The organism is Amycolatopsis sp. NPDC004079 (assembly GCF_040610415.1).
GTDB classification, from domain to species: Bacteria; Actinomycetota; Actinomycetes; order Mycobacteriales; family Pseudonocardiaceae; genus Amycolatopsis; species Amycolatopsis halotolerans.
The window spans coordinates 173818-194342 of record NZ_JBEXMH010000007.1; the positions used below are offsets into that span (position 1 = coordinate 173818).

The 20525-nt window shown below is 71.5% G+C and carries 20 protein-coding genes; 6 read left to right on the plus strand and 14 right to left on the minus strand.

Annotated elements, in window-relative coordinates; all coding sequences use genetic code 11:
* Positions 1-248 precede the first annotated feature (248 nt).
* Positions 249-626: an S-adenosylmethionine decarboxylase gene (locus ABZX37_RS10765; RefSeq protein WP_354738164.1), complete on the plus strand. Its 378-nt coding sequence runs from the start codon at positions 249-251 to the stop codon at positions 624-626.
* 66 nt (positions 627-692) lie between these two features.
* On the opposite strand, the gene ABZX37_RS10770 is transcribed toward ABZX37_RS10765, so the two are convergent.
* Both ABZX37_RS10770 and umuD read right to left on the minus strand, forming a co-directional pair.
* On the minus strand, positions 693-1961 hold the full coding sequence (locus ABZX37_RS10770) for a Y-family DNA polymerase (protein WP_354738166.1): 1269 nt from the start codon (positions 1959-1961) through the stop codon (positions 693-695).
* Positions 1962-2119: 158 nt separating this feature from the next.
* Positions 2120-2527, minus strand: a complete 408-nt coding sequence (umuD, locus tag ABZX37_RS10775) for a translesion error-prone DNA polymerase V autoproteolytic subunit (protein ID WP_354738300.1) — start codon at positions 2525-2527, stop codon at positions 2120-2122.
* 694 nt (positions 2528-3221) lie between these two features.
* Between umuD and ABZX37_RS10780 the strand changes: the two genes are divergently transcribed.
* The 4 genes from ABZX37_RS10780 (at position 3222) to ABZX37_RS10795 (ending at position 8614) form a co-directional block, all read left to right on the plus strand.
* Positions 3222-4067, plus strand: coding sequence for an SAM-dependent methyltransferase (locus ABZX37_RS10780; protein WP_354738168.1), 846 nt, complete (start codon positions 3222-3224; stop codon positions 4065-4067).
* A gap of 149 nt (positions 4068-4216) precedes the next feature.
* Positions 4217-5425, plus strand: a complete 1209-nt coding sequence (locus ABZX37_RS10785) for a helix-turn-helix transcriptional regulator (protein WP_354738170.1) — start codon at positions 4217-4219, stop codon at positions 5423-5425.
* 1441 nt (positions 5426-6866) lie between these two features.
* Complete coding sequence (locus tag ABZX37_RS10790) at positions 6867-7502, plus strand: GPP34 family phosphoprotein (protein ID WP_354738172.1); 636 nt, start codon at positions 6867-6869, stop codon at positions 7500-7502.
* A 113-nt stretch (positions 7503-7615) separates the two neighbouring features.
* Complete coding sequence (locus ABZX37_RS10795; protein ID WP_354738174.1) at positions 7616-8614, plus strand: ABC transporter substrate-binding protein; 999 nt, start codon at positions 7616-7618, stop codon at positions 8612-8614.
* Positions 8615-8686: 72 nt separating this feature from the next.
* Here the strand turns inward: ABZX37_RS10795 and ABZX37_RS10800 are convergent, their stop codons facing one another.
* On the minus strand, positions 8687-9973 hold the full coding sequence (locus tag ABZX37_RS10800) for a neutral zinc metallopeptidase (RefSeq protein WP_354738175.1): 1287 nt from the start codon (positions 9971-9973) through the stop codon (positions 8687-8689).
* 92 nt (positions 9974-10065) lie between these two features.
* Between ABZX37_RS10800 and ABZX37_RS10805 the strand changes: the two genes are divergently transcribed.
* A complete protein-coding gene (locus tag ABZX37_RS10805; protein ID WP_354738177.1) occupies positions 10066-11724 on the plus strand; it encodes a DUF2207 domain-containing protein in 1659 nt (552 codons plus the stop codon).
* Positions 11725-11753: 29 nt separating this feature from the next.
* Here ABZX37_RS10805 and ABZX37_RS10810 read toward each other — a convergent pair whose 3' ends face one another.
* The 11 genes from ABZX37_RS10810 to ABZX37_RS10860 all read right to left on the minus strand — a co-directional run bounded on the left by ABZX37_RS10810 (position 11754) and on the right by ABZX37_RS10860 (position 20386).
* Positions 11754-12713, minus strand: a complete 960-nt coding sequence (locus tag ABZX37_RS10810) for an SAM-dependent methyltransferase (protein WP_354738179.1) — start codon at positions 12711-12713, stop codon at positions 11754-11756.
* A 69-nt stretch (positions 12714-12782) separates the two neighbouring features.
* On the minus strand, positions 12783-13772 hold the full coding sequence (locus ABZX37_RS10815; RefSeq protein WP_354738181.1) for an MvdC/MvdD family ATP grasp protein: 990 nt from the start codon (positions 13770-13772) through the stop codon (positions 12783-12785).
* 22 nt (positions 13773-13794) lie between these two features.
* The gene (locus ABZX37_RS10820) at positions 13795-14052 is read right to left on the minus strand and encodes a hypothetical protein (RefSeq protein WP_354738183.1); all 258 of its coding nucleotides are present in this window, start codon (positions 14050-14052) and stop codon (positions 13795-13797) included.
* Positions 14053-14213: 161 nt separating this feature from the next.
* Entirely contained in the window at positions 14214-15152 is a 939-nt protein-coding gene (locus tag ABZX37_RS10825) for a hypothetical protein (protein WP_354738185.1), read from the minus strand.
* A 136-nt stretch (positions 15153-15288) separates the two neighbouring features.
* On the minus strand, positions 15289-17316 hold the full coding sequence (locus ABZX37_RS10830) for an NB-ARC domain-containing protein (RefSeq protein WP_354738187.1): 2028 nt from the start codon (positions 17314-17316) through the stop codon (positions 15289-15291).
* Positions 17313-17615: a hypothetical protein gene (locus ABZX37_RS10835; RefSeq protein WP_354738189.1), complete on the minus strand. Its 303-nt coding sequence runs from the start codon at positions 17613-17615 to the stop codon at positions 17313-17315. The genes ABZX37_RS10830 and ABZX37_RS10835 overlap by 4 nt, the downstream gene beginning before the upstream one ends.
* Before the next feature lie 47 nt (positions 17616-17662).
* Positions 17663-18295 carry a DUF3558 domain-containing protein gene (locus ABZX37_RS10840; protein ID WP_354738191.1) on the minus strand — a complete coding sequence of 211 codons (633 nt, stop codon included), beginning with the start codon at positions 18293-18295 and terminating at the stop codon, positions 17663-17665.
* On the minus strand, positions 18292-18909 hold the full coding sequence (locus tag ABZX37_RS10845) for a DUF3558 domain-containing protein (protein ID WP_354738193.1): 618 nt from the start codon (positions 18907-18909) through the stop codon (positions 18292-18294). Before ABZX37_RS10845 ends, ABZX37_RS10840 begins: the two co-directional genes overlap by 4 nt.
* Positions 18909-19037, minus strand: a complete 129-nt coding sequence (locus ABZX37_RS10850; protein ID WP_354738195.1) for a hypothetical protein — start codon at positions 19035-19037, stop codon at positions 18909-18911. The genes ABZX37_RS10845 and ABZX37_RS10850 overlap by 1 nt, the downstream gene beginning before the upstream one ends.
* Positions 19038-19070: 33 nt before the next feature.
* The gene (locus tag ABZX37_RS10855) at positions 19071-19769 is read right to left on the minus strand and encodes a DUF3558 domain-containing protein (protein ID WP_354738197.1); all 699 of its coding nucleotides are present in this window, start codon (positions 19767-19769) and stop codon (positions 19071-19073) included.
* Positions 19766-20386 carry a DUF3558 domain-containing protein gene (locus tag ABZX37_RS10860; RefSeq protein ID WP_354738199.1) on the minus strand — a complete coding sequence of 207 codons (621 nt, stop codon included), beginning with the start codon at positions 20384-20386 and terminating at the stop codon, positions 19766-19768. The genes ABZX37_RS10855 and ABZX37_RS10860 overlap by 4 nt, the downstream gene beginning before the upstream one ends.
* Positions 20387-20525 lie beyond the last annotated feature (139 nt).

Here is a 20525-nt window from a genome sequence, read left to right on the forward strand (position 1 = left end):
CCTCTACGTCCGCTACGGCGCCGCCTACGCCGACCTGCCCGAGGCATTCCTCAACCTCGACGTCCTCTGCTCGACCAGCACGGCGACGACGCGCTCGACGCGATCTGGACCGAGGTCACTCGCTGGGCGACCGAACCGCGCCGGCTGCACCGCTCCTACACCGTCGACTACCTCGCCGACCTCATCCGTACCCCCGCCAGCAACCCGGCCCTCGACCGGCGCTCGGCCTGACCACCCCGGAGGTTCCCGTGATCCACGCCGTCTACGACATCACCGCCTGCGCCGCCCCCAACCCCGAACCCGCCGAGCTGCTGGAAGCCATGCGCGCCACCGTCGCCCGGCTCGGCTGCACGGTCCTCGGCGAACTGCCCGTGGTATTCCAGCCGCACGGCGCCACCTGCGTGCTGGTGCTGGCCGAATCCCACCTGACCGTGTCCACCTGGCCCGAGCACGAACTCGCGCACGTCGACCTGTTCACCTGCCGTGCCGACACCAATCCCGAAGAGGCGATCGCCCCGATCCTCGCCGTGCTCGGCGGAGGGACCGTGCACGGCCAGCGAGTCGGTCGGCTCGGCCCCGTCGGCGTCGCTGCTGGCTCCGCGCCAGCGGGGGCAGGCGTCCGGTAACGAGCCTGCTCAAATCCACGCCGGGGACTGGCCTGGACCGAACTGCGTAGCGCACTCGTTACCAGTTCAGGACACCACGGGAAGTTCGTCCCAGCGAGTGGTGAACCGTGGTGTCCGCATCTCCTGGCGCATTCTCCAGTCCCACCCGGACGGCCCTCGGATTCCCGAACGCCCGTAACCGGCCAGATCACGCCCGTGTCGGGCCGTGATCGTGTCGAGGACCGCGGCGAGCTTGTCGTGCCGTGGATCGTCCGGCCACAGCGACTGAGCGCGGCGGGCCTGGACCAGATCGGACGCGAGCACGCCGACCCGCTTGTACCGGTGGCCGGGCCGCCAGGCGCCTCGCGCCAGCCGCGCTGCGGTCGTGGCGAGCTGGCCAGCGGCGTTGAGCGGCACTGGAAACCCTTGCGTGGCTTGGGCATGATGCGGCGGACCCGTTCCGAAGCCACCAGTGGAGAGCATCACGGTGACGGCCGGGACGGCCAGATCCAGGCGCCGCAGCTTGGCGGAGACGGCCTGTGCGAATGCGCTGGCGGCCGCGGCCACCTCGTCCTGTTTGGTCGCCGGCTGGCCGAGGTGTCGGCAGTGCATGATCGAGCGGCGCGGAGCCGGCTGCTCGGTCAGCGGTATGCAGGACACGCCCTGGAGTTCGCGGACGGTCCGCTCGACGACGATGGTGTACGCGCGACGGACCCAGCCCGGGTCGAGGTCGGCGAGCGCCTTCGCGGTCGTGACCCCATGCGCGGCAAGGCGTGCGGACAACCGGCCGCCGATGCCCCAGACTTCGCCGACCGGGATGCTGGCCAGCAGTTCCGCCCGCTCGGCCCGACTGAGCGCATCGATGCTGAACACCCCGATTCCGGAGTCCTTGGCGTGGTTGGTGGCGATCTTCGCCAGCGTCTTCGTTCTCCCGATCCCGACGGTGACCGGCAGGCCGAGCCACCGCGCGGAGCGCTCCCGCGCGCACACCGCGGCGTCGAGCGCCTCACCGGCCGGGAACTCGAGGAAGCACTCGTCGATCGAGTACGGCTCGACCCTCGGCGCGAGCTGCCCGCACAACGTCGCGAGTCGCGAGCTGAAATCGCCGTACAGCTCGTAGTTCGAGGACAGGGCGACGACATCGCGGCAGCTTGGCCGGGTGCGCACCTTGAACCACGGCTCCCCCATGCCGATCTCGAGCGCCTTCGCCTCCTTCGAGCGGGCCACGACACAGCCGTCGTTGTTGGACAGCACCACGACCGGCCGCCGGTTGAGCCCGACGTTGAAGATGCGCTCCGCCGAAACGTACATGGAGTCCACATCAGCCAAAACGACTGAACGACGCTTATCGACCATGCTCGGTCTCCGTTTGCACCACACATGTGGCGTCCACTACGGTTCCGCGACAGCGTCGCTGACCTGCACCGATCTCCAGCGCCGAGACCGCAACGGCTCGGCGACCCCCGGAGAAGCTGGCGTACGTGCTGTCGACGTCGACGAGCCCGACGACCTGGTCACCGGCCATGACGACCGCCGGGTTTCAAGTGGCGGATCACCGCTGTGACCACGCCCCACACCTCGAACCCCTCCCCGTCGCGCGGCAGCGGGATCACAGGGAACGCGGGGTTGGCTGGCTCGAGCTGCGGCGGGCGCAGCCGCAGCCGCTTTACGGTGAACTCGTCGTACAGCACCGCGACGACGACGTCTCCGTCGTCGGGTGTGAGGCTGCGGTCGACGATGATCTCGTCCCCGTCGGAGATCCCCGCCTCGACCATGGAGTCTCCGGATACCCGCAGCACGAACGTCGCCGGATTGCGAAGCAGATTCCGGTCCAGGCTCACCGGGCCTGCGTAGTAGTCCTCCGCAGGCGAGGGGAACCCGGCAGGCACCACCGGCGGCCCCTCGACCTCGATCACATGCATAATCCTCACCGACGGAGTCAAACACATGTTCGATCGGAGCGCGTGTTTTCGGGCACGAACTGTGAGATTCGGCCTGGTCAACGCTCCGGATTCCGCAGGCGGAGACGGCCGGGTTCGAGGCGAGCGACGCCTGCGGCAGCTGCGAGGTGCTGCCGCAGTTGCTGGTTCTCCAGAGCGAGGCGCTGGTTGTTCGCGGTAGCGAGGTCGAGGTGCGCTCGATCGAGAGCGATGGACCTGCTCGCAGTCCTTGACACTCGAAACCCGCTAGCCGGAAATCCGGGTCTGGCACAGCGCCGCGGAAACGAGGCAGGCTCGACTGCCGTTGCGGTGACGGGCGGCGGGGCGTCAGGGCCCGGGTCGGTTCGAGCGGTTCGTGGTCCGGGCGTCTTTCGCGGTCGCGCGCTGCGGTGCTGTCCTCTGGTGCCGGATTGGCGGTTCGCCGCTGGTGTGCGTCCGGATCTTGCTCGCGAGCCGGTTCCTTTCCCCGTGCTGGCGTACCGCGACCTGGTCGGTGCCCTCGCCCATTTCGCGCACCTCGCCCGGCAGCCCCCAGAGCCCGGCGGACGGATCACGGTCGCGCACCGCAACAGGAACCCGCGCGTCGACTTATTGGCAGGGTGTTTCGCATCGACGGCTCCAGGCCGCTACTCTCGGTGCGGCATACATCACAGTGTCAGCGTGGGAGGTGCGCGTGGTGAATTACGCGGTTGCTCCGCCGCCGGGGGTCGATACCACCAGAGCGAGCGTCGCGCGCGTATACGACTACTACCTGGGCGGCAAGGACCACTACGAGATCGACCGGAAGATGGCCGCGGACCTGGAGCGGGCGTTTCCGGAGGTCGCGCACCTTGCTCGAGACAACAGGCACCTGCTGACCCGGATCTGCCGGTTCATCGCCTACCAGACCGGGATCCGTCAGTACATCGACTGCGGTTCCGGTCTGCCGACTGCCGAGAACGTGCACCAGATCGTGCAGCGCGCCGACTCGACGGCACGGGTGGTCTACGTCGACTACGACCCGGTCGTGACCGCCCATGGCCTGGCGCTGCTGGTCGAGAACGACTTCACCGACTTCATCCAGGCCGACATCTACGAGCCGGAGCGCATCCTCCACCATCCGACGGTCGACGAGAACATCAACTGGAACGAGCCGGTCGCGGTGCTCTTTCTCGCGACGCTCCACCACCAGACCGAAGACCCAGACGCACCGGCCGCGGTGACGAAGGCGTTCATCGACCGCATGCCCTCCGGGTCCTACCTGGCGATCTCGCACCTGCTCGACCCGCGAGACGGCTCCGAAGACGAGCAGACGGTGAACAAGCTGCTCGAAACCGTGCACAACGGGCCTATGCGCGACGTCATGGCCCGCACCCGCGCCCAGATCCGGGAACTGTTCCACGACATGGAGATGGTCCCGTCCGGACCGGGCAAACCGGCGGGCATCGTGCACTCGGTCGACTGGTGGCCGGACGGCCCGATGCTGCGCGAACGCACGATCGCACAGCAGATCATGGTGGCCGGCGTGGCGAGGAAGCCGTAAAGGCAGCGAGGTGGTTCTTCCCCGGCCCCGGAGGCAGTCCGAGGGCGCGGGCCTGCGCCGCGCTGGCCGCCGTTTCGACGGACTCTTTCGCCGAGGCATCCGGCTTCAGCGGATAGGCATCGCCCGGCCGGGGTCGCTAGGCTGGCGGCGTGAGCGAGCTGGTGTCCGGCGATTTCGGTGCACGGCTGCGGGAAGCCCGTGCGCGACGGCGTTTGACCCAGTCTGTGGTCGCTGATCTGGTCGGGATCAGCCAAGGCCAACTGTCGCGGCTGGAATCCGGCGACCGCCATCCGGTGGAACGCAGGCTGTTGGAGGATCTCGCGTACGTCCTCGGGCGCGCGGTCCCGGAGCTGACTGGGATGCAGGGCCAGGAGCCCGACTTCGCTCCCGTGCTGTCTCCGTTGTCGGCGGCGTTGGCGGCCGCGACGCTCGATGATGTTCCCGACGTCCCGGCACGGCCCGTCGAGGAATTGGCCAGGCTGGTCCGGGTGGCGAATCGCGCGTCCGCGGATTCGCGCTACGTCGTCGCAAACGAGGAACTGGCCGCGCTGCTGGTTGAATCACACGTCCGGTTCGTCACCGGCCCGGCGCGGGAACGCCGCGCGGCGCTCGCGGCAGTGGGCGAGGCGTGTCTGGTGGCGGTGGGCGTCGCCCGCAGCCTCGGCGACTATCCCCTCGCGCTGGCAGCGGGGGAGCGCGCGCGGGCGGCGGCGGCCCGGCGGGAGGATCCGGTCCTGGCGGGGTTCGCCTCGATGTCCACGTCAGTGGTGCAGGCCCGGATCGTCGACCGCGCCGCCGCCTGGGACACCGCCGCCGCCGCGCTGGATTCGCTCGCCCGCGCCGATCCCGATGCGGAGGACGCCGCCTCGGCCGAGGCAGCGGGCATGCTGCACCTTGCTCTGGCGCAATTGGGCGCGAAGCAGCACGACCGGGACATCGCGACGACGCATCACACGGAGGCCGCGGCGCTCGCCGCCCGGACCGGCGAGCGCCGCACGTTGTGCTTCGATTTCGGCCCGTCCAATGCGCTGGCCTGGGGTCTCGCAGGCAAGGTGGAGCTCGGAGAAGGACCGCGACGGGCCGAGGAGATCGTGCGCGTCCCGGGCTACGACAAGGGCCTGGGCAGCCGCGACCGCCGGGCCGCGCTGCATTTCGACCTGGCCAGGGGCTTCGCGCAGGCAGAGGGCGCGCGCGACGACCTCGCCGTCTGGCATCTGGACCAGGCCGACTGGATCGCCCCGGAGCGCATCCGCAACGACCCCCTCTCCCGGGGGCTGGTCGAGGATCTCGTCGCCCGCGGCCGCTGCCCGGGGCCGGAGATGGACTCACTCGAAGGCAGGCTTGCGCCGTCCCGCTGAGCAGACGTCGCCCAGAGGCCGAGATCCTCGCCGGTGATGCTGTTTCCCTGCGGCGATTGCCGTGCGACGCGCCGCCGAGCCCGACTCCGGACGGCGTGGGGCATCCTCCTCGGCTGCCCCGCTGGGTTCCCCGCGGGCTCCCGAATGCCTCCGGAATCCGCGCGCCGCCCAGAGGGCGCCCCTGAAGAACGACGGGCTGATACCGCGAAGTGCGGTTGTCGCCCGAGTGCTCACTCGGGCGACAACCTTGTCGCGAACCTCCCGACATCCACGGGCGACCCTGCTCACTGCAACAGGCCCGGTCGTCCTGCGCGGCACGCGGGACACGTTGTCGTGCAATCTGATGCGCCCACGCCGCGTGAGGCGGCGCACCATCGTCCGATCGCGGTCTTCCTCCGTGCCATGGTTCACGCACGCCCAACGAGGAAGAACCCAATGCGTTGCCAACGCTTCCAGTCCGGCTTCCCCCGCGCGGCTGTCCCGGAATCCGCGGCCGGTGACCCGATGTCCCGCCCTGCAAAAGAGAGATCCAGTCCGCGGCACCGCTCGGCATGACGAGTCGCAAGACTGATCCGTGATCACCTCGCCATCCGGCCGTTATCTTCGCTGGGTCTGTCGAATTGCTTTTCATGCGGGCAAGACGACGACTTCGGGGAAATGCAGTGTTGTCAACGACGGAAAGCGGCTCGACTTCGGGATCTCTCCTGTCGAATCCGTATTCCGGCTTTTTTCTCCGCTTTATGCCAGCTTGGCATAAAATTCCGGCGCTGCGGGGTTAGCGTCTGCTCGTGATCAGCGAGCGGGCAGCGGCGGACCGCGTTCTGGTGGTGATCTTCTACTACGAGGGTGATCACCGCCGGCACGTGTATCCGGGCGCGCTCGCAGTGGGGCGGGTGCCGGGCGCGCGGGTGCAGGCGATGTGCCACGCCGAACTCGGATCGGGATGGACTCATCCCGGCGACATGATCGGTCGCGAGCCGCTCGCGGATCTCGGCGGCCCGTTCGACTGCTGCGACCGGTGCTTCGCGTGGCTGCGGCGGCACCCTCATGTGGTCGCGGCCGCGGGCGGCGCGGCCCGCGGCCGCGGCACACTGCCCCTCGCGATCCCGACGCGGCCGTTCCCGGCGGTTGGATCTGTTGCGGGGGAATCGATCCCGATCGCGGTCCGAGCCGTGAGCCCTTCCCTCGCAGTCGTGAGCCCGGCCGAGGGAGGAGCGGTGCGGCGCGGCCAGGGTCGTCGGGCGCGGTGCACCGTCCCGTCGCCGGTGCGGACCACCCCCATCCGCTTGGCGCCGGAGGGGGGCGGCCCCGGCGAACCCTGCCGGGGCCGCCCTGCACCTCTGTCGCGGTCGCGTCCGCCGGCGGGAAAGCGGGAACTGCGGCGGGGCCGCGCCGGACCGCGTGGCGCGAGGGGCGCCGACGCGAGGACGGCGGGTCGGAGATGACGCGCAGCCACGCCGGAGGCCCCGCCTACAACGGGTCTCCCCGACTGGCCGATCTCGTGCTCGTCGCCGTCTACCAGGCCGACCCTCGCCGGCCCGCGATCCGCGACCGCGACGCCCTCGGCGCCGCCCTGGCGGTGGGGTTGCTCGCCGAGCAGGTCTTCCAGAAGACCATTGACGTCACTCCCGACGAGATGGTGTGGCTGCGGGAACCGGTGCCCGGCCCGGACCCCGGCGATGTGCTGGAGGTCGTGCGCGGGCGCGGGCTGCCCGCCCCGGTCTCCGCCGCGGTCGCGGTGCTCGCCCCGGGCTCGGCCGCGACGGTGTGGGAGCGGCTGGTCAGGCGGGGCGTCGCGCAGCCCGTGCGGGGGCTGCTGGGGCACCGGCCCGGGTTCGAGTTCACCGACCTGTGCGCCACCCAGTGGCCGCGCGCGCTGTTCAACACCGGGCTCGACGCCCCCGATCCCACGCTCGCCCCGGTCGCCGTCGCTCTCTGGCGAATCCTCGGCTGCCTCGGCCTCGACGGATTCAGCGTCCCGGCCGCGACAGCGGCGCGGCTCGGACGCGCAGCCTCGCGCACCTCGCCGGTCGACCCGCTCCTGTCCGCCCTGCCCGACCTCGCGGCGCGCACCTGACGTCGCCTGCCAGGCCCCCCTGTCGCTTCCAACCCGCGCCTGTCGCGGCTCGCCGCCACGCTCCGGTCTCTGCCGTTTTCCGTGTTTCCGTTCGCTCACAGGAGGTTTCGCGCATGCGTTCGTTATCGTTCCCGCGTTGTCGCGGTCGCAGCCCGGCGGCGATCGCGGTCGTCGCGGCCGCGGTGCTGGCCGGTGCCTCGGGGTGCGGGCTTCTCGGCGGCAGCGAACCGGCACGGGGGTCGGACGGGCGCGACCCGGTGGTCGTGGCCGAGATGCCGCTGCTGGACGTCGCGCCGCTGCACCTGGCCGTCGAGCGCGGGTATTTCGCCGAGGCGGGCGTGACGGTATCGACGCAGACCGCGGCCAGCGGCCAGGCCGCGATCGCGAAACTCACGTCCAAAGACGTCGCCATCGCCTACGCCAGCGACGTCGCGGCGGTACTCGCGGCGAGCCGCGGAGTCGGCGACCTCGCGATCATCGCCGAGGCATCGTCGGCGGCACCCAAAACCATCGAGCTCGTGGTGCCGAAAAACGGGTCGGTCAAGAACGTGCACGACCTGCCCGGCAAGAGGATCGCGATCAACGCGACGAAAGGGCTCAGCGACACCCTCGTCATGGCCGCCCTGGACGTCCGCGGTGTCCCCTACAAGGACATCCATTGGGTCGAGATGCAGTTTCCCGACATGGCGGGGGCGTTGCGCCGAGGCGACGTCGACGCGGCATCGACGGTCGAGCCCTTCGTGACCCAGGCCGCGAAGGACGGTGCCGAGGAACTGCTCGACCTCGCCACCGCAGACGCCCAGGGCCTCCCGGTGTCCTGCTATCTCACGACGAGGGGCTGGGCCGCCAGTCACCCGGTCGAGATCGCGGCGTTCAGGAACGGTCTGCGCCGCGCCGCCGACCTGGCCAACTCCGATCGCGCCGCTGTCGAGAAGTCCGTCGCCCGCTTCGCGAAAATCAAAGAGGATGACGTCAAACTCGTGAAGTTCCCCTTTTTCCGCAGCGGGATCGCGCCCGCCTCGCTGCAGAGCGTCCCCGCTCTGCTCAAGCGCTACGGAGCGATCAGCTCCCCGTTCGACATCAACCGCCTGCTCTTGCCCGACAAGCCCTGATCGTGCCGCGACAGTCCGGCCCAGCCCTTCCCGTTCGCCTGCGGAGAGGAACGGGCCGGGCCGCCGCGGCGGTCAGGAGACTTCCGACGAGTCCGACGCCCAGGTGTTGCATTCCTGAACCCGGTTTTTGGTCGCACCGTGCTGCCACCAGGCTATGGCGTGCTGATCGCTGCCGTGGTCGCGCGGGCCGCCATTGTGGTCGCCGCGGTCCTCGCTGTTCCAGGCTTCGGTGTAGATATTACGATCGACGTCGCCGCCCCCTGCGGCGTAGGCGGAGCCGAGGAACATCCCGCTGAAGCACTGCGCCTGCAATTCGAGGCGCCGCGACAGTTCCAGCCCGGCGGCGGAATCGGCGCCCGCGTCATAGCGGGCGTCGTCCATCGCGTCGGACACCCCGGACAGTTGCTGGACGTGGTGCCCGTACTCGTGCGCCAGCACGGGGAGATAGATGCCGGGGTGCGCACCGTATTGCTCGATTTGGAGTTTGTCGAGCGGCATGTAGATAGTGCGGTTGGTCGGGCAGTAGTAGGCGGCGAAACTGTCGCCGGCCGATCCGCACGGGCTCTGCATCTGCCCGGACGAGGCGACCACCAGGTGCGGGCTAGCGAACGGCAGGCCGGCGGCGGCCAGTACCTGGGACCACACCGCGTCCAGGCACCGGACCCCGGATGCGAAGAACTGTGCGGCCCGGTCGTGGTCGGGCCCCCAGCGGCTGAGCGCGCATTGCCGGTTCGGCAAACCGATGTCCGCGCGCCCGAACAACGGGTTGTCCGCCAACGCTTTGACCGGGCGCGGCCCCGCGGGCGTCGGCTCGGCGCGGGTCGTGGCGGCAGGTTCGCTGCTGGTGGCGCGGGTGCTGGGGGCGTCCGAGGTGCTCGGCGCGCTGCTGGCGGTGTAGCGAGTGGGCGGGGGTGCACTGTAGACGGTGGGATAGGTCGGCTCGGGCGTGCTCGCCGCAGTGATGTGCTTCTGCGTGTGGACCACGACGCCGACCACGACGAGGCCGACGGCGAGCAGCAGGACCGCGCCGAACAGCGATCCCAGCACGACGAGTACTTTCCGCCGTTTCGCGCGCGGCTGCCCGGCACGGGGCGCAGCGGCGGTCGCGGCAGGGCCGTATCCGCTCGTGTAGGGGTACGGCGGCATGACCGGGACGGCGGGCGGCGGGACGGAATACCCCGTAGGAACAGGGGAATACGGGGGCCCGTTGTGGGCCTGCGGCGGCGGGGGAACGGGATGCCAGGCGGGAAAGTGTTGCCCTGGCGGCATTCCCCGCCCGGGCGGCAGCGGGTACGGCGGCGGCAGCGGCGGCGCGGCGGGCGGCACCGGGTACGGTCCGCCCTGCGGTGGCCAGGTCATCGGCATTCCCCCTACGATTGCTTTTTCCGCGTGGTCGGCTTTGTTCGTTGCCGCCCCGCCCACCCTAGCTGTATTGCTCTAAGGTTTCGGGCGTGGCGAGAAAATGGGTTTCCGCGGCGGCTGTCGCCGTTTCGACCGTGCTGGCCGGAATAGCGCCGGCGGCGGCGTATCCCGGACAGGGAACGCATTCGGCAGACGGCGGTTCCACGGTTTCCGGAGCCGTAGCCGACATCGGGCTGAAATTGCTGCGCGACGGCGGTCTGCAGGTGACGGAGAAGGTCACCGTCCCCGACGGAGGACAGCTGGCGGCCGATCTGCCGCTGCGCGTCCCCGGCGAAGGCGAGACGGACCGCGTCTACACGGTGCGGTCGGCCGCCCTCACCCGGGCGTCCGAGTCTGCCTGGACCGACGACCGGCTCGGCCTGACGTTCCCGTCCGGCGAGTCCACGGCGGTGTTCACCGTGGACGGCGCGCTGTCGGATGTCGCCGGCGGCCAGCTGGTGCGGTGGCCGGCGCTGGGCGGGTTCGACCAGTCGGTCCGGGAGGTGCGGGTGTCGCTGCTCGCGCCGGAGCGTCCGGCGGAGCCGGTGGCGTGCGTGGTCGGCGGGCGGCAGGCGTGTACACAGGCCGAGATCGACGGGACCGGCGTGCTGCGCGCGCAGCAGCGCGGTCTGCGGGCCGGGGATTCGATGGAGGTGTCGGCGACGCTGCCGCCGGGCACCGCACCGGCGAACGCACAGGCCGCGCCGAGGCTTGCGGAGGAGGCGACGGCCGGCCCGTTCGCCTTCGGGCCCGCGGAGGACGTCGCGCTGGTGACGCTCGCCGTTCTGACGGTCATGGCCAATGTCATGGCGTGGCTGCGGAGACGAGAAGCGGGCACCGTCGACGTCGAGGTCGCCGTCGACGTTCTGGTGCGCCGCGACGGGCGGACGGTGTTCGCCTCGCCCGACGGTATCCTGCCCGGGCAGGTCGGCACCGTGGCGGACGGGTGGGCCGATCCGGCGGACGTCGCCGCGACCGCGCTCGACCTCGCGGTCCGGGGCTACCTGTGGCTGGCCGAGCTGCCCGGCCCGGACTGGCAGATCTCGCGCCGTAGCCCGCCCGACGGAGGCGTCCTCGAGTACGAGCGTCGGGTGCTTGACGCGCTGCTGCCGCCGGGCATGGACACGGTGCTTCTGTCGCAAGTGGACGGTCTCGGCACTGCCGCGATCCGGGACGCGATGTACCGCGATGTCGTTGACCGCGGCTGGTTCTCCCGCCGCCCGGATCTGTCTCCGGGCAGGCTCGCGCTGCCCGGCATGGTGGTGTTCGCGCTGGGCGCGGCGGCGACGGCGGTGCTGGCGTTCACCGTCGGCCACGCGCTGCTGGGCGTAGCGGTCGCGATCGCCGGTGCGAGCGTGGGCGCGGCCCGCGCGCAGCTGCCTGCCCGCACCGCCCGCGGCGGCGCGGTCGCCGCGCAGATCGCCGGCCTGCGCCGCTTCCTGCGCGAGGCACGCGCCGAGGACATCGAGTCCCCGGCGGACCGGGAGACGGTGTTCTCGCGGTCGCTGCCCTACGCGGTGGCGCTGGGCGAGACCGAACGGTGGCTCGCGGCGTTCGCCGGCCTGGACCCGGCAGCGGACGGCACGCCGGGACTGTCCTGGTTCGGCGGCTTCGAGGCAGAGCGCGACCTGGCGCGGTTCGGGCGGCAGGTGCCGGAGTTCCTGTCCGCGCTGAAGGCGGTGCTGGCGAGGGACCGCCTCGGAGACTGAGCGGGTCGAGCGCTCCGCTGCTGTGCCGGTCATGCGGCGGTGCCCGCCGGACCGGTGGAGGGCCGGCGTTCAGGGAGGGCGGCGACGGCGGCCAGGCACAGCGAATACGCCGGGTCGTGGAAGGTCGGGCGGGGGTTGTGCCAGTCGTCGGCGTGGACGATGCCCGGCGGGAGGAGGTCGAGTCCGTCGAGGAGGCGGGCGAATTCCTCGGCGGTGCGCAGTCTCCGGCGCGGCGGGCGAAGGAAGCCGGGCGGCTGCGGCGCGGGGCCGTCGTCTTCGTACAGCTCGTGCATCCGCTCGGCGAGGTCCCGTTCGCCGGGGTCGAGGCCGTCGGTGCTGGGGTGGGCGGCGATGACCATGCTGCCGGGCGGGAGGCGGTCGGTGCAGGCGCGCAGCGCGGCGGTGGCGGCGTCGGTGTCGTGCACCGTTTCCAGGGCGTTGGCGAGCACCAGCCCGACCGGGTCGCCGTCGTTCAGCAGCCGCCGCGTGGGCTCGGCGTACAGGATCGTTCCCGGGACGGCGAAGTCGCTGGTGACCCATTCGATCGGCGCGCGCTGCTGCTGGGCGAAGCATGTCCAGTGGGCCTTGGAGCAGCGGTCCCGGCCGGCGTGCACGACGCGGCTGCCGGGAAAGGCGAGAGCACGAGCGACCACCGCGTTGCGGTAGGGCAAGGCGTCGCCCACGAGCAGGAAGCGGCGGATGCCCGCGGAGTAGGCCGTGTCGAAGGCCCGGCCCACGAACCCGTGCGCGATGCGGAAGGCTAGGGGCAGGTACGGAACAGCCCTGACGGCCTCCTGGTACCAGAGGCGGTCGATCGCCCAGGATGCGTCGCCGCCGAGGGCGTGGTCTTCGACCCGTCCGAGGGAGGGGTGGTCCAGGTCCGTCGCGGGCGGGCGCCACCGGGCGGCGTCGGCGTACAGCTCGGCGGGCGACGCGGACGGCGCGGGTGCGTTGGTGTCCTCGGCGGCCGCGGTGGCGGATCTTCGCATTCGTGTCGTTCCTTTGCGGGACAAGGGGAATCCGGCTCTGCCGCTGCGGCGGAACCGCGCCCGGCGGGCTCAGCCCACAGGTCGCGGGCCGCGGTCTGCGGTGAGTTCGGCGGCGATGGCGGCGGCGATGGGCAGGCCCGTGGCGTCCTGGATCCAGTCCCATTGCCCGTTCGGATTGAGGTCGAGGAACCAATGGCGCTCCTTCGCGTCCACGGCGAAATCCGCCGCAGCGAACGAGATTCCCAGCCTGGCAGTCATCCGCAGCAGTCCCGCTTCGGTCGCGGGCGGGAGGGTCGTGGGTTCGTAGGACAGCGCGTCGTAGTCGGCGCGCCAGTCGAGCTGGTCTCCGTGGATGTTCGCCGCGAACACCCGGTCGCCGACGACGATCGCCCGCACGTCCCTCGTCTTCGGGACGCGCTGCTGGAATTGGTGAGCGGTGAGCGCCACTCCGGCGTCTCCGACGTCGGCGTCCGCGGCCGGGGTGGTGAAGACGTGCGCGAGTTTGTCCCCGTCGACGACGGTGGGGGAGGCGAGGGTTTTGTGCACGCGCGCGGGTCCCAGGTGCGCGCGGTGGGCGGCAGCGGCGCGGGGGGCGTTGGTGACCACCGTGCGCGGCACCGCCAGCCCGCATTCCGCGGCGACCGCGTACTGCACCGGTTTGTATTCCGCGTCGGCGACGCGCGCCGGGTGGTTGACCCAGGTGCTGTCCAGGGTCAGCAGGAGACCGACGAAGCCGCGGCGGGCTTCGCGTTCGGCGTAGCGCCGTGCGGCGTCGGTCATCTGCGCAGGGAACACGAACGAGCTCGGCCTGCGCACGTAGACCCCGCGGACGTCGCGCAGGCTCGCGGATCCGTCCGGGCCGCGGATCTCGCCGCTCCATCCGCCGTCGTCGTCGAAATACGCGCTGACCTCCACGGCGAGGGGGAAGTCGCCGGGATCCAGCCACAACGTCCGCTCGCCGAGCCGGTGCAGCTCCGCGACCACCAGCCCGGCGGCCGTGTCGCCCGGCTCGGTCAGCACCAGCACCGTGCCGGCGCCCGGGCGCGATTCGGTGTTCACGCGCTCGCCCTCCTTGTCTCGGTCAGAGGTCTTCGCCGGAATCGAAATAGCGGCCGCCGCCGTTCGTGGTGAACGGGGTTCCCTGCGGGCTGGCCATGACCAGGCGGCCGTCCGCGGCGGTGACGAAGACCGCGTCGCGCGGGACGGCCGCGACGCGCCGCGTGAGCCCGAAGGGCGTCGCGGGGCCGGCGCCGATCGGTTCTGCCGTGGGCGCGAAAGCTCCGCAGCGGGGCCGCAGGGGAAGCCGGGTGTCCGGGTCGATCAGGAATCCGTCGGTCATAGACCGTCGTCCTCTCATGGTCTTCGGGTGCGCGTTCGGGGCTGTCCTTGGCCTCGGGAGAGAGGGGTGTCCTGGCGCGCCGCGTGCGACGGCGGTGTCCTTCTGCCAGCCGGGCGTCGGCGTGTCTCCCGGAGGCTGCGTGCGCGGGCTGCGCGAGGCGGCTATCCGACTCGCACGGTGACGCTGATCCGTTTGTGGTCGCTGTCGGGGTTGTCCGGATCGACAGGGTCGTGGATCTTGGTCGAGCCGGGCACCACCCGCTCGGCGAGGGCCGGGCTCAGCAGGATGTGGTCGAGCTGCGCGCACTGGCGCCCGGACGGCACGGGCAGGTTGGTGCCGGTGTAGATCTCCGCTTGTTCGGCGGCGTCGACGAATCCGATCCCGTCCTCGCGCCTGTTCTTCTCGTAGTTCCAGTGCCCGCAGAGGTAGTCCAGTGCGCTGGTGTCGCGCCGGTAGGGCCGGTCCGGTACGCCGCGGGTGTTCCGGAGCCGGTGGTCGTGCTTGGGGGGTTGGTCGTATTTCGCCGGGTCCCCCAGGTCGGGCAGTTCGTGGTTCGGCCCGGAGAGGTGTTCGTTGAAGTCCATCAGCACCGCACTCAGCCGGTCCTTGTACGCCAGCCGGCGGTGGTCTTTGGCGTCGGCCTGGCGGTAGATCGCGTCGCCGATGTCGCCGTGGCCCGTGGCCAGATACAGGATCTCTTTTCCTCCGGCTGGCCGCACCATCAGAAGATTCCTGTTGCGTGCTGCGAAATCCGGAGCGCGGTGATCGAAAAAACGTTTCACGATCAGGGTTTGCGCGTCGAAGAAGATGACCGGAGCGAACGGTCCGGTCTGACGGGGGAGTCCGCACACCAGCGGCACGTACGCCCGGCCCCCGGCGTCGCGCATGGCCTCGGCGGCACCCCACATCCCCGCGCCGCCCCAGAACTCGTAATAGTCGCCCTCGCCCATGACGAGCACGTGCGGCCAGCGCTCGCGCATCGTCCGGACCAGGCCGGAGAAGTCGTAGCCGCCCGGCGGTTCCTCCGCCCTGTCGGTGGGATTCACGATGCCGCCGTGCGCGTAGTTGAAGTAGGCGAGGTCGATCTCCGTATAGGTCATGCTCTGCTCCCGATGGCAAGGGTCCGGGTACGCGGTGTGGCGGGGTCGGCTGGGATCGGCTGGGATGCGGACGTGACGGCTCCGTCGCGGGCCCGGAGGGGGAATCGTCCGGGCGGGGCGATCAGGTGTCCGGGGGTCATCGGTTCTCGTTCCTGGCGCAGTCCTCGGCGTCGGTCGCGGCCGCGGGCCTGTTGTCCGCGTCCTGGTGCGAGGCAGCGGGCTGCTGCAGGCCAGCGGGCAGGGAGACGTCCTGTCCGTCGTGCGTGGAGGTGTCGTCGGGGGCCGTGTCGCCTGCGGCGGGTTCGAGGGCGGCGAGAGCGGTGCGGAGCAGCTCCTCGGTTTCCGCGGACTGGATGTTCTCCGCCTGCGCGAGCACCTCCTGCAGCCGGTCGCGGGCCGCGTCGCGCTCGCCGTGGCGGGCTTGCATGTCGGCGAACGGGACGAGTGCTTTCGCCAGCTGGGCGACGTCGCCGATGGCTTCCATGTAGCGGGCCACCTCGATCAGCTCCCGCCATGCCTCGTTCTCGCGGCCCAGCATGATCAGCACCTCGGCGCGGCGGCGGCGGCCCATGTGCGCGCCGCGCGGCCGGCCGATCTCGAAGTGTTTCTCGATGCTGCGCTCGTACCAGGCCAGCGCGCCGTCGGGACCCTCGAGGCGGCCGCGGGCGCGGGCGTCGCGCGCCCGCCGGGAGCAGCACGTGGCCAGGATCGGTCCGGACTGTTCCCGCTCGCCGATCTCCTGCGCGGCCTCGAGGTGGGCCAGGGCGTCGTCCAGGCGGCCCTGCTCGCTGTCGGCGAAGCCCGCCTGCAAGTGCATCAGCGCTTCGGCCGTCGGGTTCCGGCACTGCCGGGCGGCTTCGAGGCCGGCCAGGCACAGCTCCCGGAACCGGTCGTAGTCGCGCAGGTGCAGGAAAAACCCCCACACCGCTTCGGCCAGCCTCCACAGGTCCTCGTTGAGGCTTTCGTCGGCGGCGGCTTCGGCGGCGACGGCGTAGACGGCCTCGCGGTGCCGGTGCCACCACTGCATCGCGTCGCCGGGGGTGGCGAACACCGCCGGGCCGTCGGTGTCGGCGTCGGGTTCGAGCCGGGGCCGGAAGGAATGGACGTCCTTGCTGCCGGCGGAGACTCTGGCGGCCAGCGCCCGGATGTAGCGGAGCAGGAGGTCGGCGTCCTCGCCGCTGGCGTCCGCGCGGCGGCGCGCGTCGGGCCGGACCATCCCGACCAGCGCCACGGCGTTCTCGTGCGGCTCGTCGAGGAAGTTGACTTCGGCCAGGGACTCGAAGGCCTTCTGCAGTTCTTTGATCGTGCAGTTGAACGCCTCGGCGAGCACGTCGGGGTCGTGGTAGGTGAAGGGCAGTCTGCCCAGTCCCCGGTAGTAGCGGCGGACCGGGTCGGGCACGGATTGGTACGCGGAGTCGTAAACCGAGGCCATGGTTGCGAAATCTCCTGTCTGCCAGGGTGTGTCGGGCGGGGCGGCCGTGCGGGCGCTGCGGTGCGGGCGGGTGCGCCATCGCGCTGCTTCGATCGAGACCGACAGCGGCAGCCCGCCGCAGCGCTGGAGAACGGCGTCGACGTCGGCCGGGGCGACGTCGACGGGGCGGGCGCGGCGGACGAACAGCTCGCGCGCGTGATCGGGGGACAGCGGCGAGAGCACCAGCTGTTCGGCGCCGTCGAGCACGAGAGCGGGCAGCTGCGACTGGCTGGTGACGACCACGACCGCCCGCTCGCTGCTGGGCAGCAGGGCGCGGACGTCCTCGCTGCGCCACGCGTGGTCGAGCAGCACGGCGAACGCGCGGCCGTCGGTCAGCGCCCGGAACTGCCCGGCCCGCTGTCCCGGCGCCTCGAGGATCTCGCCGGGCGGCACGCCCAGCGCGCAGAGGAAGCCGTGCAGCAGCACGTCGGTCTCGGCGTCGGAGATCTCGGGCCCGGGGGCGAGCCGGGCGTGCAGGATCCCGCCGGGGAACCGGGAGCGCCGGTCGTGCAGCCAGCGCAGCGCCACCGCCGTCTTGCCGATCCCGGCGACCCCGCTGACCACGACCAGGCGCGGGCCGGGCCGGTCGGCGATCTCGTCGAGCCGGGCCAGGTCGGCGTCGCGGCCGACCAGCAGCGTCGGCGACGGCGGCAGCTGGACCGGGGCTCGCGGCACGGTCCGCCGGGCGGTCACGACGCCCGCTCCCGACGTCCCGGGTCCACAGTGGACACAGCGTGCGCGGCGGCGGGAACTGCGGCCGCTGCCCGGATCCCGTGCGACCGCAGCAGCGTGTGCAGGCAGCGCAGGGCAGGCGAGCCGTGGCAGAGCCGGTCGCGCAGCGGCGCGGGGTCGCACCCGGCCGCGAACGCGCCGGCTGCCGCCACGACGGCGGCCAGCGCGGCCGCGGCGGGGCGGCGTCGCCGGGACCGGCCGGGGCCCGGTCGCGTCCTGGGGCGGGTGCGGTCGTCGGTGCGGTCGTCGCGGAGGGGCATGGGCGGGGGAGTTCTCCTGGTGTCGGACGGGGCGGGCGGGTCCGGGGTCAGTGCCGGAGGTTGGCCTGGACGCGGCCTGCGATGCGGCGGGCGGATTCGCACGGATCGGTTTCGCCTTTGCGGCCTGGGGATTGGGTGATCGAGACGACCAGGGTTTCGCGGTCGCTGGTGCCGACCGCGATGTCGCACGCGCCGTCGCTGGCCCGGCGGTCGGCTTCTCCGTAGGCGACGACGGGGTACCCGTCCGCCGGGTCGAGAGGCAGGAAGAAGGGGTAGGCCCCGCCCTTGGCGCGGTAGATCGACGTCAGACCCAGCTTGTCAACGGCAGGGAAGACGACCACTAGCTGCGCCTGGGAGAACCATCCGCAAGCCGGGCCGCCGGGACCGTGCGGGTCCGGCTTGACCCGGGCATTGCCGCCGAGGAGGTCCGAGATCTGCGCTGAAGTCAAGGCGTCGCACGGATTCTGCTTGAACCGGGTGACGTCGATAGGGTTCGCTACCTTCGGCACGCCGGGGCCGGGGGCCGTCGCGGCCGGGTCGCTGCGCGGCGGCGCGGCCCCCGGTTGCTGCGCGCCGCCCCCGTGCGCGACGACGGGGACGATGCCGGAGCAGCCGGCCGCGACGGCGGCTGCCGCGCCGAGCGCGAGCGCCGCACGCACGCCGTGCCGGCACGCTGTCACGCTCGCCCCTTCCGCATCGTGGCGAGGGCGAGGTCTGCGACGTGCTGGGCGTCCTGGCAGGGATCGGCGCCTTTCCCCGCTTGAGAATCGGCCAGTTTCACATCCACCTCGAAAGCGGCGTCGTCAGCGATGCCGATCGCGACGCTGCATCGGCCGGTCGCCCGGTCGTCGGTCGGCCCGTAAGCCACCGCGGGGTAGCCCTGCACGGGTGCGAGTTCTTCGAAGAAGCCTTCGTTCTTCTTCGCGTAAACGTGGCCGAGACCGTCTTTCCACGCGTACACGAGTTGCACGCCGATGCCTGAGCCGCGGCTCGGATTCGACCACCGGCATTGTTTGGCGACCCCGGTGTCCTGCGACGGTTGCACCTGCGGCGTTGCACCGGAGAACAACGTCTTCACCTGTGCGTCGGTCAGCACGGTGCAGGGGTCGCCTTGGACGAGAGACGCTGGCAGCGGGCTCGCGACCGTGGGAACCCCTGCCGAGGGTTTCCGGGCTTTGCTAGGCGATTCGGTGCCGAGCACGGGATCGGGGTTTCCCGCGTTGCCGCCGCAGGCGGCCAGTACGGCGGTCAGCAGCAGCGCGAGCAAGGCTGTGCGGGAGCGGTCCGTGCGCATCACCGGCGGCTTTCCGGTTGCTTCGGTGCGACGGCGTCGCGGAGCTTTTCCACGGGCGGGGGCCAGGGTTCGGCGGACGGCTCCGGGTCCGTGCCGGTGTTCTGTGCGGGGCTGTTGTCGTCGCTCATCGGAGTTTTTCCTTTGCTGTCAAGGTTGTCTGCTCAGCCGCGGCGCAGGTTGCCGAGCGCCTGTTTCGCTATGTCGCGGGCGGATTGGCACGGGTCCCGTTCTCCTGTGCGGGCGCGGGACTGGGTGATCGAGACGACGAGGGTTTCGCGGTCGCTGACACCCGTCGCGACGTCGCATTCGCCCCGGGGGCGGGGATCGTCTTCGCCGTAGGCGACGATGGGGTATCCGTCGACGGGTTCTAGGGCGAGGAAGAACGGGTAGGCGCCGCCTTTGGCGCGGTAGACCGACGTCAGGCCGAGGTCGTTGATGTTGGGGTACAGGACCGCGACGGTCGCCGCTGTCGCGTGGTTGAACCAGCCGCAGGCCGGTCCGACCGGGCCGTGCGGGTCTGGGCGGATCCGCGTGCGGTCGCCGAGGAGGTCCGAGATTTGCGGCGGGGTCAGGGTTTCGCAGGGGTTCCGCTTGAACCGGGTGATGTCGAGGGGGTTCGCCACCCCCGGCACGCCGGGGCCGGGCACCGTCCCGGCCGAGGCGCTGTGCGGCGGCGCGGTCGCCGTCGTCGGGGCGGGGCTCGAGGGTTGCGCGGCAGGGGCTCGGACGGGATCCGAGCAGGCGGAGACCAACGCCGTCGCGACCGCGGCTGCGACGGCCGAAGCCGGCGACGCAGGCCCGCGCCGGAAGCGTCCCGCCGCCCGCGCTGGGCAGGGGGCGCGGGTTTCGTCGCCGTTCACCGCGAGCCTTCCGCCCGCCGCCGGAGATTGGCGATGACCATGTCGGCGGCCTGTCCCGCGACGGTGCAGGGGTCGGTGTTGCCCTTTGTGCTCTCGCCGAGGCTGATCGTCACGTCGATGGACAGGTCGTCCGCGGTGCCGACGCTGACCTGGCACAGGCCGTCGCCGAGATCGACTGTGAACGCGACCGCGGGAAATCCTTGGACGGGAGGCAGCGGCCGCCAGAGTTTCGCCTTCGGTTTGCTGTTTCGGTAGACGGCGCTGAGCCCTTGGTGGTCCTCGGTCACGTAGCCCGTGCTGATCGCGGAGCCGGAGTCGATGTTGCTCCACCGGCAGCTCGGCCCGAGACCGCCGATGTTCCTGAGCTTGCCCGGCGGCGCCACCGAGATGATGCTCTCCACTTGGGCCGGGGTCAGTGCTGTCTTGCAGGGGTCGCCCGACAGCACCGAGGCGGGCAGCGGATGCTCGACTTTGGGCGCTCCGCTGTGCGGCAGCGCAGCGGAGCGCACGGTCGCGGTAGCGGCGGTGTCCGCTTGGCCGCCCGCCGGACTGTGGGAGCACGCGGCGGCGAGCACGGCGGATCCGACGACGAGCGCGGTGCGGCGGACGCGGGGCATCGGGTGGTTCCTCTCGGTATCCCGCCTCTGTCGGCGGATCTTCGGGTGTGTCTGCGATCGCCGTCACCGGGTCGTGAGACGGCGTGCCTGTTCCGGCTCGAGGGCGTGCCCGCCGGGGCCGCCGCCGTACGTGGAGCGG

Bases quoted from the DNA above. Each gene is read 5' to 3' on its own strand.
- ABZX37_RS10850 (WP_354738195.1), bottom strand. From the start codon at position 19,037: ATGAGCGACGACAACAGCCCCGCACAGAACACCGGCACGGACCCGGAG.
- umuD (WP_354738300.1), bottom strand. From the start codon at position 2,527: ATGCATGTGATCGAGGTCGAGGGGCCGCCGGTGGTGCCTGCCGGGTTC.
- ABZX37_RS10800 (WP_354738175.1), bottom strand. From the start codon at position 9,973: ATGACCTGGCCACCGCAGGGCGGACCGTACCCGGTGCCGCCCGCCGCG.
- ABZX37_RS10820 (WP_354738183.1), bottom strand. From the start codon at position 14,052: ATGACCGACGGATTCCTGATCGACCCGGACACCCGGCTTCCCCTGCGG.
- ABZX37_RS10845 (WP_354738193.1), bottom strand. From the start codon at position 18,909: ATGCGCACGGACCGCTCCCGCACAGCCTTGCTCGCGCTGCTGCTGACC.
- ABZX37_RS10795 (WP_354738174.1), top strand. From the start codon at position 7,616: ATGCGTTCGTTATCGTTCCCGCGTTGTCGCGGTCGCAGCCCGGCGGCG.
- ABZX37_RS10825 (WP_354738185.1), bottom strand. From the start codon at position 15,152: ATGACCTATACGGAGATCGACCTCGCCTACTTCAACTACGCGCACGGC.
- ABZX37_RS10860 (WP_354738199.1), bottom strand. From the start codon at position 20,386: ATGCCCCGCGTCCGCCGCACCGCGCTCGTCGTCGGATCCGCCGTGCTC.
- ABZX37_RS10810 (WP_354738179.1), bottom strand. From the start codon at position 12,713: ATGCGAAGATCCGCCACCGCGGCCGCCGAGGACACCAACGCACCCGCG.
- ABZX37_RS10790 (WP_354738172.1), top strand. From the start codon at position 6,867: ATGACGCGCAGCCACGCCGGAGGCCCCGCCTACAACGGGTCTCCCCGA.
- ABZX37_RS10835 (WP_354738189.1), bottom strand. From the start codon at position 17,615: ATGCCCCTCCGCGACGACCGCACCGACGACCGCACCCGCCCCAGGACG.
- ABZX37_RS10770 (WP_354738166.1), bottom strand. From the start codon at position 1,961: ATGGTCGATAAGCGTCGTTCAGTCGTTTTGGCTGATGTGGACTCCATG.